Here is a 15,252-nt window from a genome sequence, read left to right on the forward strand (position 1 = left end):
TTCGATGACCCGCGGCAAATGGCTGGCCCTGCTGTGCCTGGTGCCCTTCGCACTGTTCTTTATCGTGTTCGAGATCGCGCCGCTGGTATGGGTGCTGATCAACAGCCTGCAAACCGAAGAGGCCGGCTGGGGCCTGGAAAACTTCACACGGATCTTCAGTTCGAAGTTCTACCGGCAGGCGATTCAGTTCAGCCTGGAGATCAGTTTCTACTCCAGCATCTTCGGCATCGTCATCGCCACCTTGGGCAGTTATTCGTTACGCCGGGTGGATTCGCCGCTGCGCAACTTCGTCACGGCCTTTGCCAACATGACCAGCAACTTCTCCGGCGTGCCCCTGGCCTTCGCGTTCATCATCCTGCTGGGCTTCAACGGCAGCATCACCATCATGCTCAAGCAGGCCGGGATCATTCAGGACTTCAACCTGTACTCCAAGACCGGCTTGATCATCCTCTACACCTACTTCCAGATTCCTCTTGGTGTGCTGTTGCTCTACCCGGCCTTTGATGCATTGCGCGAAGACTGGCGTGAGTCGGCTGCGCTGCTCGGCGCCAATGGCTGGCAGTTCTGGCGACATATCGGCTTGCCGGTGCTCACCCCTGCCCTGCTTGGCACTTTCGTCATCCTGTTGGCCAACGCCCTTGGCGCCTACGCCACGGTCTACGCCCTGACCACCGGCAACTTCAACGTGCTGCCGATCCGCATCGCGGGGCTGGTCTCTGGTGATGTGTCGCTGGACCCGAACATGGCCAGCGCCCTGGCCGTGGTGCTGGTGGCGCTGATGACTGTGGTCACCGTGGTCCATCAACTGCTGCTCAAGAGGAGCTACCATGTCTCGCGCTGATGCCGGCCCGGCCTCCCTCTACCATCGGGTAGTGGTGTACCTGCTGTTCCTTATTCTGGTACTGCCGCTGATCGGCACCTTTGTCTACTCGATCTCCAGCAGTTGGTCGGCGACTATCCTCCCCGCCGGCTTCAGCGTGAAATGGTACGTACAGTTGTGGAGCGACCCGCGCTTTCTGATGGCGTTCGGGCAATCGTTGCTGGTGTGTGTGGGTGCGTTGATCCTTTCGGTGGTATTGATTTTGCCGCTGCTGTTCGTGGTGCATTACCACTTTCCCAAGCTTGATGCGCTGATGAACATTCTGATTCTGCTGCCCTTCGCGGTGCCGCCGGTGGTGTCTTCAGTCGGTTTGCTGCAACTGTACGGTTCCGGGCCGTTAGCGATGGTGGGTACGCCGTGGATTCTGATCGGCTGCTACTTCACCGTGGCGCTGCCGTTCATGTACCGGGCGATCACCAACAACCTGCAAGCCATCAACCTGCGCGACCTGATGGACGCCTCGCAACTGCTCGGCGCCAGCACCTGGCAAGCGGCGATCCTGGTGGTGCTGCCTAACCTGCGCAAAGGCCTGATGGTGGCATTGCTGCTGTCGTTCTCGTTCCTGTTCGGTGAGTTCGTGTTCGCCAACATCCTCGTCGGCACGCGCTACGAGACCCTGCAGGTGTACCTCAACAACATGCGCAACAGCAGCGGCCACTTCACCAGTGCCGTTGTGATCTCCTATTTCTTCTTTGTGCTGCTGCTGACCTGGGCCGCCAATATCTTGAACAAGGACAAAAGCCAATGAGCTTCGTCAGCGTCCAACATCTGCAAAAAAGCTACACCGGCACGCCAGTGTTCAGCGATATCAACTGTGAAATCGCCAAGGGCGAGTTCGTCACCCTGCTCGGCCCGTCCGGTTGCGGCAAGTCCACCCTGCTGCGTTGCATCGCGGGGTTAACCTCGGTAGACAGCGGCACAATCCTGCTGGATGGGCAGGACATCGTGCCCCTGAGCCCGCAGAAACGTCAGATCGGCATGGTGTTCCAGAGCTACGCGCTGTTCCCCAACATGACCGTGGAGCAGAACGTCGCGTTCGGCCTGCGCATGCAAAAGGTCAACGCCGACGACAGCCACAAGCGCGTGCAGGAAGTGCTGCAATTGGTTGAGCTAACGGAACTGGCCGGCCGCTATCCGCACCAGATGTCCGGCGGCCAGTGCCAGCGCGTCGCCCTCGCCCGCTCCCTGGTGACCCGCCCGCGCCTGCTGTTGCTCGATGAACCGCTGTCGGCATTGGATGCACGTATTCGCAAGCACTTGCGCGAACAGATCCGCCAGATCCAGCGCGAACTGGGGCTGACCACGATTTTCGTGACCCATGACCAGGAAGAAGCCCTGACCATGTCCGACCGCATCTTTTTGATGAACCAGGGCAAGATCGTGCAGAGCGGCGATGCCGAAACCCTCTATACCGCCCCGGTGGATGTGTTTGCCGCCGGTTTTATCGGCAACTACAACCTGCTCGATGCCGACAAGGCCAGCCAGTTGTTGCAACGGCCAATCAAGGGGCGCATTGCCATTCGCCCCGAGGCCATCGAGTTGAGCCGCAGCGGCGAGCTCGATGCGCTGGTGCGCAGCCACAGCTTGCTGGGTAACGTGATTCGCTACCGCATCGAAGCCCGTGGCGTGGAATTGGTGGTCGACGTACTCAATCGCTCGGCCGACGACCTGCACCCGGACGGCCAGCGCCTGGCACTTTCCATCGACCCCAGCGCCCTGTGTGAAGTAGCCTGACAGGCAGCGACCTATTGAGAGAGAACATGACGGATGGCATTGGTAATTTTTGATCTGGACGACACCCTGATCCACGGCGACTGCGCCACCCTGTGGAGCGAACAGATGGGCCGCCTGGGCTGGGTAGACCCTGAGTCGTTCATGCGCAGGAACAACGAATTGATGGACGCCTACAGCCGAGGCGAGTTGCGCATGGAAGACTTCATGGACTTCAGCCTGGAGCCGATGATCGGCCGCACCCCGGAAGAAATCGAGCATCTGGTGGAGCCGTGGGTTGAGGACGTGATCGAGCCGCTGATCTATAGCGACGCCACCAAGACCATCGCCCGCCACCGTGCGAATGGCGACCGGATCCTGGTGATTTCCGCCTCGGGCACTCACCTGGTCACGCCGATTGCGGCGCGTATCGGTATTGAAGAAGTGTTGGGAATTAACCTGGACGTCGGCCACGGCGTGTACAGCGGCAGCACCGTAGGCGTGCTGACCTATCGTGAAGGCAAGATCACGCGCCTGCTGGAATGGCTGGAGCAGGAAGGAGAAACGCTGGAGGGCGCGTATTTCTACTCGGATTCGCGCAATGACTTGCCGCTGCTGCTCAAGGTGGATCACCCGCAGGTAGTGAACCCGGACCCGGTGTTGCGCGCCCATGCCGAACAGGCCGGCTGGCCGATCCACCACTGGACCTGAATCAATAGAGATCAACCTGTGGGAGCTGGCTTGCCTGCGATAGCGGTGCAACAGTGAAGAATTCTTCATCTGGTGCACCGCTATCGCAGGCAAGCCAGCTCCCACACTGACTGCATTTCAATCCAGGATTCGGTCAGGCTGTTGGCAATATGGACTACATCGAATGTAGGACTGGGTTCTTCTAACCCTCCACATGCCCCTCAACGCCTTGCAATGCTTTCACAGTGCCTCCATAGTGAGTCTGGACTGAGCCCGTAGCAGTAGCGTCGGGCTTTTTGCATTATGCGACCGGACCATATGGAACCGGCTCCCTCAAAGACGGCCTAATATGCGTTATCAATTGCCCCCGCGTCGAATCAGCATGAAGCATCTGTTCCCCAGCACCGCCCTCGCTTTTTTCATTGGTCTCGGCTTCGCGTCGATGTCGACCAATACGTTCGCAGCCAATAGCTGGGACAACCTTCAGCCTGATCGCGATGAGGTGATTGCCAGCCTTAACGTTGTCGAGTTGCTCAAGCGCCATCACTACAGCAAGCCGCCGCTGGACGACGCTCGCTCGGTGATCATCTACGACAGCTACCTCAAGCTGCTGGATCCGTCGCGCAGCTACTTCCTGGCCAGCGATATCGCTGAGTTCGACAAGTGGAAGACGCAGTTCGACGACTTCCTCAAAGGCGGCGACCTGCAGCCCGGCTTCACCATCTACAAGCGTTACCTGGACCGCGTCAAAGCGCGTCTGGACTTCGCCCTGGGTGAGCTGAACAAAGGCATCGACAAGCTCGACTTCACCCAGAAGGAAACCCTTCTGGTGGATCGCAAGGATGCCCCTTGGCTGACCAGCACGGCAGCGCTGGACGACCTGTGGCGCAAACGCGTCAAGGACGAAGTGCTGCGCTTGAAGATCGCCGGCAAAGAGCCCAAGGCCATTCAGGAACTGTTGACCAAGCGCTACAAGAATCAGTTGGCGCGCCTGGACCAGACCCGTGCCGAAGATATCTTCCAGGCCTACATCAACACCTTCGCGATGTCCTACGACCCGCACACCAATTATCTGTCGCCGGATAACGCGGAAAACTTTGATATCAACATGAGTCTGTCCCTGGAAGGCATTGGTGCCGTCCTGCAAAGCGACAATGACCAGGTCAAGATCGTACGTTTGGTACCGGCAGGTCCGGCGGACAAGACCAAGCAGGTCGCCCCGGCAGACAAGATCATTGGCGTGGCCCAGGCCGACAAAGAGATGGTCGATGTGGTCGGCTGGCGCCTGGACGAAGTGGTCAAGCTGATCCGTGGCCCCAAAGGCAGCGTGGTGCGCCTGGAAGTGATTCCGCACACCAACGCACCGAACGACCAGACCAGCAAGATCGTGTCAATCACCCGTGAAGCGGTGAAGCTCGAAGACCAGGCGGTGCAGAAGAAAGTCCTCAACCTCAAGCAGGATGGCAAGGACTACAAGCTGGGCGTGATTGAGATCCCGGCCTTCTACCTGGACTTCAAGGCGTTCCGTGCCGGTGACCCGGACTACAAGTCCACCACCCGCGACGTGAAGAAGATCCTGACGGAACTGCAGAAAGAAAAAGTCGACGGCGTGGTCATCGACCTGCGCAACAACGGCGGCGGCTCCCTGCAAGAAGCCACCGAGCTGACCAGCCTGTTTATCGACAAAGGCCCAACCGTGTTGGTCCGCAATGCTGATGGGCGTGTAGACGTGTTGGAAGACGAGAACCCGGGCGCCTTCTACAAGGGGCCGATGGCGTTGCTGGTCAACCGTCTCTCGGCCTCGGCTTCGGAGATTTTTGCCGGCGCCATGCAGGACTATCACCGTGCGCTGATCATCGGCGGCCAGACTTTCGGCAAGGGCACCGTGCAGACCATTCAGCCGCTGAACCATGGCGAGCTGAAACTGACGCTGGCCAAGTTCTACCGGGTTTCCGGGCAGAGCACCCAGCATCAGGGCGTGCTGCCGGATATCGATTTCCCGTCGATTATCGACACCAAGGAAATCGGCGAAAGCGCACTGCCTGAAGCCATGCCATGGGACACCATCCGCCCTGCGATCAAGCCGGCGTCGGATCCGTTCAAGCCGTTCCTGACGCAGTTGAAGGCAGACCACGACACCCGCTCTGCCAAGGATGCCGAGTTCGTGTTTATCCGCGACAAGCTGGCCCTGGCCAAGAAGCTGATGGAAGAGAAAACCGTCAGCCTCAACGAAGCGGATCGCCGTGCACAGCACTCCAGCATCGAGAATCAGCAATTGGTGCTGGAAAACACTCGCCGCAAAGCCAAGGGTGAAGATCCGCTCAAAGAGCTGAAGAAAGAAGATGAAGATGCCTTGCCGACCGAAGCGGATAAAACCAAACCGGAAGATGATGCCTACTTGGCCGAGACTGGCCGGATCCTCCTCGACTACCTGAAGATCACCAAGCAGGTGGCCAAGCAGTAAATGATGGCAATTTAATGTGACCGCTCCACGCAGTGTCATCATATAGACATCATTCTGTCGTGAAATGAAAGGACCGCAGGCTTAACGCCTGCGGTCCTTTTTTTTCGATCGAGATCGCCATGACCGTGACCGAACCGCTGAATGCATTGGGCTCAATCCTGGCTCAAGGCAGTTTGCACACCGCAGGAAGCGCGCCTGATGTTGCCCAAGCCGGATAACACCACGACTGCCCTCAGCGATGAAGGCAGTGACCTCAGCGCCCTGCTGAACGAACAGCCAGCGGTGGATCAAGACACCGCCACGGCTCAAGTGCTGGAAGCGTTCCATCACCAGGCCAATCTCAATTCACTGGCGGTGCTGGATGGCGGCGGTCGCCCGATTGGAATTGTGCACCGACACTCGCTGTCGGACGCGCTGCTCAAGCCGTTCGCGACCGACTTGTTTGCGCGCAAACCGATCAGCCGATTGATGAGCGATGATTTCCTGGCGGTGGAGGTGAGCCAGTCCTTGCAACAGGTCAGCCGTTTATTGACCAGCCGCGCACGGCAGCGCATCGAAGAAGATTTCATCATCACGTTGAACGGTGACTATCTGGGCCTGGGCCGGGTGATCGACGTGCTCAAGCTGATCACCGAACTGAAAATCCAGCAGGCACGCTACGCCAACCCGCTGACTTTGCTGCCAGGCAACGTACCGATCCAGCAATGCCTGGCTCGGCTGTTGCAGCAGCAGCGCGAGTCGCTGATCTGTTATGTGGATATCGACAGTTTCAAGCCGTTCAACGATATCTACGGCTACGGGCGTGGGGATGAAGTGCTGCTGTGCCTGGCGCAATGCCTGAACGACCAGGTAGACCCCAGCCGCGACTTTGTCGGGCATATTGGCGGCGATGACTTTTTGCTGGTGCTGGGCCCGCAGGATTGGCGCAAGCGGCTCAACCAGTTGCTGGACGACTTCCATACCCAATGCCGACGCTTTTACCGCGCCGAGCACGTGGATGCTGGTTGCTTCGTGTCACTCAACCGTCAGGGCGTGCGCCAGGAGTTCGCCTTGCTATCGCTGTCTATCGGTGTGGTGCATCTGTATCCACAGGCCTGTGCGCAACTCGATGCCAGCCAGTTGGCAGAACTGGCCTCGCAAGCCAAGCACCATGCCAAGGACGTGGCCGGCTACAGCATCCATGTGATCGACAGCCTGGACATGTACTCAGCAGCGCTTTAAGCCTCGGCGGATTCCGGGTATTCGTACTCGAACACCCGCACCACTTCCGAAGCGTGCCAGGACGCAGCCGCCACGCCATCGGAGGGTCCACTGAAGCGCCCTAGACGCTCCACACACTCAAAGAACCCGGTACGTGGCAGGCGGCTGGCACCCTGGCTGATCACTAGGGAACTGCGCAGCGGCTGCTCGGCCTTGGCATCCAGCGCCGCCAGGTGCTCCAGGGCAGCCGCCAGGGTTTGCATGGCTGGCGTCGGAAATTGCAGGCGCTCAAGCAGCGCCCGGTACGTCAACAAATGGCGCTGGCGACGCGCCTGATCCAATTCGTTGAGCAACCCATCCCAGTGTTGACGGCTGATACGTAGGCTCAAGACTCATCCCTCCAACCTGCCACGCCCAATTCCCAGGCCAGGCTGCGGCGAATGGCGGCATCCGGCTGGCGTTCACCACTTTCAATCAAACCAAGGTACGAGGGGCTGATCCCCACCGTGCGTGCCAGGGTCTCGATAGCCAGGCCCTTGGCTTCACGCAGGCCGCACAGGTCTGCGAGCGGTCGCAGGTCCTGGTCGATGGCGGCAGAGGCGGCAGGAGAAGAAGCGGGTGTAGGTGGCTGCTGACCGGCAGCTCTTAGCAGTGCCTGGTACTGGTCCCATGGCAACACCGCATATTCGGGTGCGCCATCGCGTGAAATGATCTGAATATCCATGACTGCCCCGTAGGATAAAAACACTTACTAAGTAAGTTCTTTCCTTAGAAGTGTAATCCTAACAGCCGCGAAGGTCGCTGGGGGATCCCCGGCATCATTAGTTTTTTTGTGGGTTTTCCTGGGCCAGCAGCTCAGGCGTTGCAGGGAGGCGCTCAACCACCGCGAGTTTTTCCGGGCGTTGCGCATCCCGCCAGGCGCGAAAGGCGCTCAGTTCGCCGCTCAGGGTCTTCATGACCCATGCCAGAACCGCGATGTCGTCGAACATGCCGAACATCGGGATGAAGTCCGGGATCGCGTCAATCGGGCTCAGAAAGTACATCAACCCCGCCACCACCGAGATCAACGCCTTGGGGCTGATCGCTCGGTATTCGCCGCGCCAGTAAGCCAGGCAAAGGGCTTGGAGCAATTTGAGATCATCCTTGAGCTGGCCCAGGCGATTGCCCTGGCTTGAGCCTTTGGCCGCAACGGCAAACAGCAAGGTCGGCAAACGTCCACGGCCCAGCAGGCGCGCGGCCATGGGCAGAAAGCGGGTGAAATTGAAGGGTGGTTTCATCAGGCACTCCAGTTCCAGGCGAGGTAAAAGGTTATCCACACAAATTGTGGATAACCTTGTGAACAGAGCCTGTTTTATCAGCTGAAAGCCACGGTCTATAAGGCTTACAGTCAGATCGGGCGTTTTTTGCGCACATAAAAAAAACCCAAGATTTCATTGACTTGGCCTGTATGTGCGGCTACCCGTGCTCGAGTCTTACATCAGACTGCGCGCAATGCTGCGGGTTCTATCGGATTTACCCAGAAACAACAACGCCCCGTCGAGACGGGGCGTTGTGTGTTCAGGCGCCGATTACTTCTTGGCGGCTGGTGCAGCAGGTGCGTCAGCAGCTTCTGCCTTGGCTGGGTCCTTGATGCCCAGCAGTTCCAGGTCGAATACCAGCACGGAGTTGGCTGGAATCGCCGGGCTCGGGCTCTGGGCGCCGTAGGCCAGGTCGGACGGGATGTACAGCTCGACCTTCTCGCCAACGTGCATCAGTTGCAGGCCTTCGACCCAACCCGGGATCACGCCGCTGACCGGCAGGTCAATCGGGCTGCCGCGATCCACGGAGCTGTCAAAGGTGGTGCCGTTGGTGAGCTTGCCGGTGTAGTGCACAGTCACCACGTCGGTTGGCTTGGGCTGTGCGCCGTCGGCCTTCTTCACGATCTTGTACTGCAGACCGGAAGCGGTGGTGACGACGCCGTCTTTCTTGGCGTTGTCTTCGAGGAATTTCTTGCCGGCAGCTGCCGACTCTTCGCTCATTTTGGTCATGCGCTCTTCGGCACGCTTTTGCAGCGCGGCGAAGGCTTCAACCAGCTCGTCATCTTTGAGCTTCTGCTCTTTCTTGCCGACAGCATCTTCGATGCCTTGGGCTACCGCTTTGGAGTCCAGGTCATCCATGCCCTCTTGGGCAAGGCTCTTGCCCATGTTCAGGCCGATGCCGTAGGAAGCTTTTTGCGCCGGGGTTTTCAGCTCTACGCTGGTCTGCGAATCACAACCCGCAAGTACCAGGCTAACCAGGGCCACCGCCGCCGCCAACCGATGCTGTTTCATGCTATTTCCTTGTTCATGCGCCAAAAGGGCATTCGAATAAAGTCGCGAGCTTATCAGGCGGCCACGACCAATGGCTACCGGCATGTGAGCAGGAAACTTCTGATAAGTTCACGTGTTTAAAAGCATTTCCATTTATCATGGGGCACCGCGACGGATCGCGGGACCGCCTGCCAGCAGGCTCATCGCTACTTGCCGCACCTGTGGCGCAGTGGCATAACAACGCGACAATTCGACAAGGATAGTTATCTTGCGCACTTTTTCCCGTGTTTTACTCCTGATACTGATCGCCCTGGGCCTGATTCTGGCCGTGGTGCTCTATTACACCCTCAACCCCAAGCTACCGGACTACGTGCCAGTAAAGCAGGTGCACTACCAGGATCAATGGAGTGCCGCTGACCGCCAGACCTACTACTTCACGCCCCAGGGCACCCAGGTAAAGGGCCTGCACTACGACTGGTTCACGGCCCTGGAGCTGCCGTTCTCCGAGCAACGCTTTGCCGCGCCGGAGTACCTGGCGCGCTTTGGTTTTCTGGTCGACCCCAAGCAAGTGCCCAGCCCGCAAAACCCTGGCAACCTGCCGGTAGGTTTTGCCCGACACCAGAACGCCGACAGCCAGGTTCAATACCTGGATATCACCTGTGCGGCCTGCCACACCGGTCAATTGCACTTCAAGGGCCAGGCCCTGCGTATCGACGGTGGCTCGGCGCAACACGTGCTGCCCTCCAGCGTACCCACCTTGCGGGGCGGCAGTTTTGGCCAAGCCCTGGTCGCCAGCCTTGCCGCTACGTATTACAACCCGTGGAAGTTCGAGCGCTTCGCCCGCAAAGTCCTGGGTGATCAGTACGATACCCAGCACAATCAGCTGCGCCAGGACTTCAAACAATCGCTGAACCAGTTCCTCAAAGTCGCCTGGAATGATACCCATCGCGGCCTCTATCCCACCGAAGAAGGCCCCGGTCGTACTGACGCCTTCGGGCGCATCGCCAATGCCAGCTTTGGCGACGCTATTTCCCCCGACAATTATCGTGTCGCCAATGCCCCAGTGGACTACCCGCAGTTGTGGGATATCTGGACATTCGACTGGGTGCAGTGGAATGGCTCGGCTCAGCAGCCCATGGCGCGCAATATCGGTGAAGCCCTTGGTGTAGGCGCAACCCTGGCCTTCTTCGACAGTGCCGGCCAACCGCTCCAGGGCGACGCTCGCTACCCGTCCAGCGTACGCGTGCGGGACCTGCACCTGATCGAAGAAACCCTGCAACGCCTCAAGCCGCCAACCTGGCCGGAGGACTTGTTCGGCGCCATCGACAAACCCCTCGCCGCCCAAGGCCGCGCACTCTTCGCCGAAAACTGTGCTGGCTGCCATATACCCGCGGTCACCGAGGAAAATGGCCGCCCGGTGCAGCAGTTGAAAATGCTGCCGGTGGACTACATCGGCACCGACCCCGGCACCGCCAGCAACATTGCCGACCAGCGTTATGACCTCAGCGCCCTGCAATGGGACCCGGCCGAACTGGCCCAACTCAATGTTGAACTACACCCTGCGCCCACCGCGCCACTGGATCTGAAAAAAATGTCCGTGGCCCAGGGGCTGGCCTACGTCACCGCCTTTGTCGAAGAACATGCCTACCGCACTGCCGGCGTGACCCCGGCCGAGCGCCCGAGCCTGGACGGGTTCGGCCTGCCGATTGGCGTGCGCGAATTGCGTGCCTATAAAGCGCGACCACTGGCAGGCGTGTGGGCTACCCCGCCGTTCCTGCACAACGGTTCGGTGCCGACGATCTACCAACTGCTTTCGCCCCAGGACGAACGCAGCACCACCTTCTATAAAGGCACGTTCAACTACGATCCACGCCATCTGGGTTTTGAAACCGCCTCGTTCAAGAATGCCTTCCTGTTCGATACCCGAATCACCGGCAATCACAACAGCGGCCACGAATTCCGCGCAGGCGCGCGGGGCAATGGCGTCATTGGCCGTGGCTTGCTGCCCCAGGAGCGCTGGGCGCTGCTCGAGTACCTCAAAGTACTGGGCGGCCCGCTGGAGCACCAACTGCCATGATTATTCGATCACAAAACAAGGAACGTTCCATGCTCGCTCGTCTCTGGCTGCGTCTCGGCGCTTTTCTCGGCAAGACCCTGTTGTGGCTGGTGGGCGTTGGGCTGTTGGGGTGGCTACTGGCGACCGTATGGTTCGCCTGGCAGCACAGTGGCCCGGTGTCAGCGGATGAACAGATCCCGCCGGGTGAAGCAGCGATGACCCAAGGCATCATCCAGACCGCCGTACGCATCGTTGACCAGCACCGCGAAGGCACTCGCTACCTGCGCGATGCCCATGCCAAGGCCCATGGTTGCGTGAAAGCCGAGGTCAGCGTTCTGGCGGATCTCGACCCGGCCTTGCGCCAGGGCGTGTTCGCAGAGCCGGGCAAGGTCTGGCAGGCGACGATGCGCCTGTCCAACGGCAACGCCTACCCGCAATTCGACAGCATCCGCGATGCCCGCGGCATGGCGATCAAGCTATTGGATGTGCCGGGCAAGCAACTGATGGCCGACCAGCAAGCCCGCACCGAGCAGGATTTCGTGATGTTCAGCCACCCGAATTTCTTTGTCAGCGATGTCGCCGAATACGCGCAGAACATCGGCGCGCAAGCGGATGGCAAGAAGGTCCTGGCGTTCTTTCCCAAGCTCGACCCGCGCAGTTGGCAAGTGCGCCACCTGTTTATCGCCCTGGCAACGCTGGCGCCCGCACCGGCCAGCCCGACGCAGACGACTTACTTTTCAGTGTCGCCCTACAAGTTTGGCGCGGCCAACGCCAAGTTTCGCGTCGCGCCCGACCCGCAAAGCTGTCCGGATTATGCGCTGCCCAAACAGAACCAGGCCCTGCCGAACTTCCTGCGCAGCGCCCTCAATCAGCAACTGTCCACCGACCGCGTAGCGGCCTGTTTCGTGCTGCAGATCCAACGGCAGAACCCGCAAAAGTTCATGCCCATCGAAGACACCAGCATCGAATGGAAAGAAAGCGATGCGCCGTATGAAACCGTGGCCAAGGTCAGGATTCCTGCCCAGGATTTCGACACGCCGGCGCAGAACCTGGCCTGTGACAACCAGTCGTTCAACCCTTGGTTCGGTGTGGAAGCACACCGCCCCATCGGCGGCATCAACCGGTTGCGAAAGGCGGTGTATGAAGCGGTCAGCGACTACCGTCACAGCCGCAATGCGCCGTAGCGGCCGTTGCGCGTAAAGAGCGCGTAACAATGGGCCCGGCGCCGTAAGGTTTGCGTCGGGTCTATTGAAGCCAGGAAGCCGAGGCCCTAGCGTGATTGTCAACTCAAATCTACGCAGGAAATCACCGTGGAAAGCTCAACTCTCGGCATGCTCGTGCTTTCAATAATTGCAGTGTTCGGCACCGCGTCGTTTATTTTCGAACACTTGGCCGTTCGCCAGACACGCAAGAAAAAACTCAAATAACCCAGCAGTACTCGCCTGGCTTGGGAGTCAGCCGAACCTGTCCGAGGCAGACTTGCCCATACGCTCGAACTCCAACTCAAGATCATCGTCTGCAATAACCCCTGCGCAGTACAAGCGCAGCAGCATGTACAACGGAACAAGCATCCGCCCCGTCTTTTCAATTCGACTTCCTGAACTCTGGGTGACACCAAATTTCGCCCAGAAATCCGCCTGGGTCATCCCTTTTTTCGTTCGAAAAAAAATGACCTCATTCACAAACTTTGAACATCTATACATAAACGCCCAACTCCCGCTCAGAAGAAGGGGATCTTCACATACTCCTTGATATCAGGATACCTATCAACACTTATAGTTTAACGCTTATGCAATCTGCATAAAGCTATGCACTTCGAAGCCGAGGAAGCCAGCATGAAATATCTAATAGACAAACGCGAGAACATATCACCACGTTATCTGGAGGGCATGCATAAACTTCGGGCTTCAATCTTCAAGGATAAAAAAGGCTGGGATGTGTCGATAATTGCCGACATGGAGATAGATGGTTACGACGCCTTGGCCCCCACTTATATGCTGCTGATTGATGATATCAACGAAAACAAAGTGGCGGGCTGCTGGCGTATATTGCCAACCACAGGTCCCTATATGCTCAAAGACACGTTCCCCAACCTGTTGACCACTAAAAAACCTCCGCGTGCCGCCAACATCTGGGAGCTTAGCCGATTTGCCATAAGTGCCAGTGAGCGCGGCGGCTTCGGCTTTTCCAATACCGCCATGAAGGCCATTGGTCACCTCATCAGGCATGCGCACTCGCAGCACGTTGAAAAGCTCATCACCGTTACTTCCGTGGGTGTCGAAAAGATGCTGATGAAAGCGGGGCTGGAGTTGGTCAGACTAGGCCCGCCCCTGACTATCGGCGTAGAACGAGCCATCGCTGTTGAAGTTAACTTGAGCAACAAGACCCTGGACGCAGTCAATGCTATTTGATCTGAGTACTTGACGCCGCTGAAGAGTGAGGCGGGCTACGATGTCGCCAGGGCCGTGCAACTTCAAGCGAACGTGCAAGTTGCAGCAGCAAGGCCTCATTGCCCATCTTTGCGATGAACTGTGTGCCGATGGGAAGTCCTGTTTCGTTCCAGTACAGAGGCACACTCATCGCCGGTTGCCCGCTCATATTGAACGGTGTCGACCACCCCATATATTCCATGACAGTGCGCGAATGTTCTGCAAGGCGATTGCCCAGTCGCAGGGGCCAGTCCATTCCCCATTTACCTAATACTCTACGCGATAGGCGATCCTCCAACGGACTCAAGCGAAACGCTCCCACCTTCGATGCCAACTGGTTGGCTACCGGCGTCACCAGCACATCGTAGTGTTCATGAAAGGCGCTCATGATGCGCCCCTGATGAAGCGCCAACTCTCTCGCCCTGGCGAGATCGACCGCTTTGAGGATATGGCCCTGCCGGGCCAGGGCCCAGGTCCCGCTCTCGAAATCCGCGTAAGTCGCCACGCGATCAAGCATGCGCCCCGCGTTCTGCACCAGGCTCGCCATTTCCCCGCACACCAGGGTCAGCATGGCTTCGCATAATTGATCGGGGGATGCCAAGGGTGGATGGGCTTCAACCACCTCGTGCCCAAGGTCCGTCAACAGCTTCAAACTGCTTTCCAACGCGGCGCGGCAGTCGGGACTCAAATCCCCACCCAGAAAAGGCTTGAAGGTATAAGCAATGCGCAGCCTGCCAGGCGCATCGCCGATACCCGCAAGAAACGATTGAGCCGGTGCGGGCCAACGGTAAGCATCAGCATCATCACTCCCCGCAATCAGGATATCGAGCATGGCAGCACTGTCGCGCACGCTTTTTGAGACCGCGTGTTCAACTACCAGGCCCTGCCATAACTCTGAAAAATGCGGCCCGCAGGGAGACCGACCACGTGTTGGCTTGAGGCCGAAAACCCCGCAATGGGAAGCGGGTAGCCGAATTGAGCCACCTCCATCGCTGCCGTGGGCAATCGGGGTCATGCCCGCCGCGACCGCTGCACAGGCACCGCCGCTGGAGCCGCCCGGCGACAATTCCAAGTTCCAGGGGTTACGTGTGGCACCGGTTGCATCAGACTCGGTATAGGGATGCAAGCCCAACTCCGGCGTCGCGGTTTTACCGACAAAGATCAACCCCGCCTGTCGATAACGCTTGATCGTCTGCGAGTCCTCCCTGGCAACATAGTGCGCGAACAGCCGGGAGCCGTTACGTGTGGGGCAGCCCTGAATCTCCGCAAGCAGGTCCTTGACCAATAGGGGGACGCCGGACAACGGGCCGTCTGCCAATGGCACCTCGCATTGTGCCTTGGCCTCGCGCTCAAGAAGATGCACCACCGCGTTGATCGCGCCATTTCCTGCGTCGATCCGCTGAACGGCGGCGCTCACAAGCTCCACAGGGGTTACTTCTTTAAGGCGCACCATCTCAGCCAGCGCAATGCCGTCCAACTGGTCGTATTCAGGAAAGTGGAACGCGCTGACCATAAGAACCCTTAATTGAAGGCGT

The 15,252-nt window shown here is 58.7% G+C and carries 14 protein-coding genes and 1 pseudogene; 9 read left to right on the forward strand and 6 right to left on the reverse strand.

The genetic code is table 11. The annotated features are described in order from the left end of the window. Positions 1-4: 4 nt before the first annotated feature. The 6 genes and pseudogenes from FW800_RS21205 to FW800_RS21230 all read left to right on the forward strand — a co-directional run. Entirely contained in the window at positions 5-841 is an 837-nt protein-coding gene (locus FW800_RS21205; RefSeq protein WP_177464543.1) for an ABC transporter permease, read from the forward strand. After that, complete coding sequence (locus FW800_RS21210) at positions 828-1,628, forward strand: ABC transporter permease (protein ID WP_446438402.1); 801 nt, start codon at positions 828-830, stop codon at positions 1,626-1,628. Before FW800_RS21205 ends, FW800_RS21210 begins: the two co-directional genes overlap by 14 nt. Continuing rightward, entirely contained in the window at positions 1,625-2,614 is a 990-nt protein-coding gene (locus FW800_RS21215; RefSeq protein ID WP_032876992.1) for an ABC transporter ATP-binding protein, read from the forward strand. Before FW800_RS21210 ends, FW800_RS21215 begins: the two co-directional genes overlap by 4 nt. Positions 2,615-2,647: 33 nt before the next feature. Further along, on the forward strand, positions 2,648-3,301 hold the full coding sequence (locus FW800_RS21220; protein ID WP_032876994.1) for an HAD family hydrolase: 654 nt from the start codon (positions 2,648-2,650) through the stop codon (positions 3,299-3,301). A gap of 361 nt (positions 3,302-3,662) precedes the next feature. Then, entirely contained in the window at positions 3,663-5,744 is a 2,082-nt protein-coding gene (locus FW800_RS21225) for a carboxy terminal-processing peptidase (protein ID WP_228309648.1), read from the forward strand. 180 nt (positions 5,745-5,924) lie between these two features. After that, positions 5,925-6,965 (forward strand): annotated as a pseudogene (locus tag FW800_RS21230) (GGDEF domain-containing protein); the annotation flags it as partial. On the opposite strand, the gene FW800_RS21235 reads toward FW800_RS21230, so the two are convergent. From FW800_RS21235 to FW800_RS21250, 4 genes are all read right to left on the reverse strand, one after another. Beyond that, positions 6,962-7,333: a hypothetical protein gene (locus tag FW800_RS21235; RefSeq protein ID WP_005786715.1), complete on the reverse strand. Its 372-nt coding sequence runs from the start codon at positions 7,331-7,333 to the stop codon at positions 6,962-6,964. The pseudogene FW800_RS21230 and the gene FW800_RS21235 sit on opposite strands and share 4 nt — an antisense overlap. Next, positions 7,330-7,668, reverse strand: coding sequence for a helix-turn-helix domain-containing protein (locus FW800_RS21240; protein WP_446438403.1), 339 nt, complete (start codon positions 7,666-7,668; stop codon positions 7,330-7,332). The genes FW800_RS21235 and FW800_RS21240 overlap by 4 nt, the downstream gene beginning before the upstream one ends. 97 nt (positions 7,669-7,765) lie before the next feature. Continuing rightward, positions 7,766-8,221 carry a YkvA family protein gene (locus tag FW800_RS21245; RefSeq protein ID WP_005786711.1) on the reverse strand — a complete coding sequence of 152 codons (456 nt, stop codon included), beginning with the start codon at positions 8,219-8,221 and terminating at the stop codon, positions 7,766-7,768. Between the two features lie 291 nt (positions 8,222-8,512). Continuing rightward, the gene (locus FW800_RS21250; protein WP_005786709.1) at positions 8,513-9,253 is read right to left on the reverse strand and encodes an FKBP-type peptidyl-prolyl cis-trans isomerase; all 741 of its coding nucleotides are present in this window, start codon (positions 9,251-9,253) and stop codon (positions 8,513-8,515) included. Between the two features lie 247 nt (positions 9,254-9,500). Between FW800_RS21250 and FW800_RS21255 the strand changes: the two genes are divergently transcribed. Together FW800_RS21255 and FW800_RS21260 are read left to right on the forward strand one after the other, a co-directional pair. After that, positions 9,501-11,309, forward strand: coding sequence for a di-heme-cytochrome C peroxidase (locus FW800_RS21255; protein WP_446438404.1), 1,809 nt, complete (start codon positions 9,501-9,503; stop codon positions 11,307-11,309). 29 nt (positions 11,310-11,338) lie between these two features. Further along, positions 11,339-12,472: a catalase family protein gene (locus tag FW800_RS21260; RefSeq protein WP_446438405.1), complete on the forward strand. Its 1,134-nt coding sequence runs from the start codon at positions 11,339-11,341 to the stop codon at positions 12,470-12,472. Between the two features lie 270 nt (positions 12,473-12,742). Here the strand turns inward: FW800_RS21260 and FW800_RS21265 are convergent, their stop codons facing one another. Continuing rightward, positions 12,743-12,991, reverse strand: a complete 249-nt coding sequence (locus FW800_RS21265; RefSeq protein WP_103735460.1) for a helix-turn-helix domain-containing protein — start codon at positions 12,989-12,991, stop codon at positions 12,743-12,745. Between the two features lie 132 nt (positions 12,992-13,123). On the opposite strand from FW800_RS21265, the gene FW800_RS21270 reads away from it, so the two are divergent. Then, entirely contained in the window at positions 13,124-13,699 is a 576-nt protein-coding gene (locus FW800_RS21270; RefSeq protein ID WP_050549314.1) for an acyl-homoserine-lactone synthase, read from the forward strand. Here the strand turns inward: FW800_RS21270 and FW800_RS21275 are convergent. Beyond that, a complete protein-coding gene (locus FW800_RS21275; protein ID WP_446438406.1) occupies positions 13,692-15,230 on the reverse strand; it encodes an amidase in 1,539 nt (512 codons plus the stop codon). The two genes, FW800_RS21270 and FW800_RS21275, sit on opposite strands and share 8 nt — an antisense overlap. Positions 15,231-15,252 lie beyond the last annotated feature (22 nt).

Source organism: Pseudomonas sp. 910_23 (assembly GCF_052850795.1).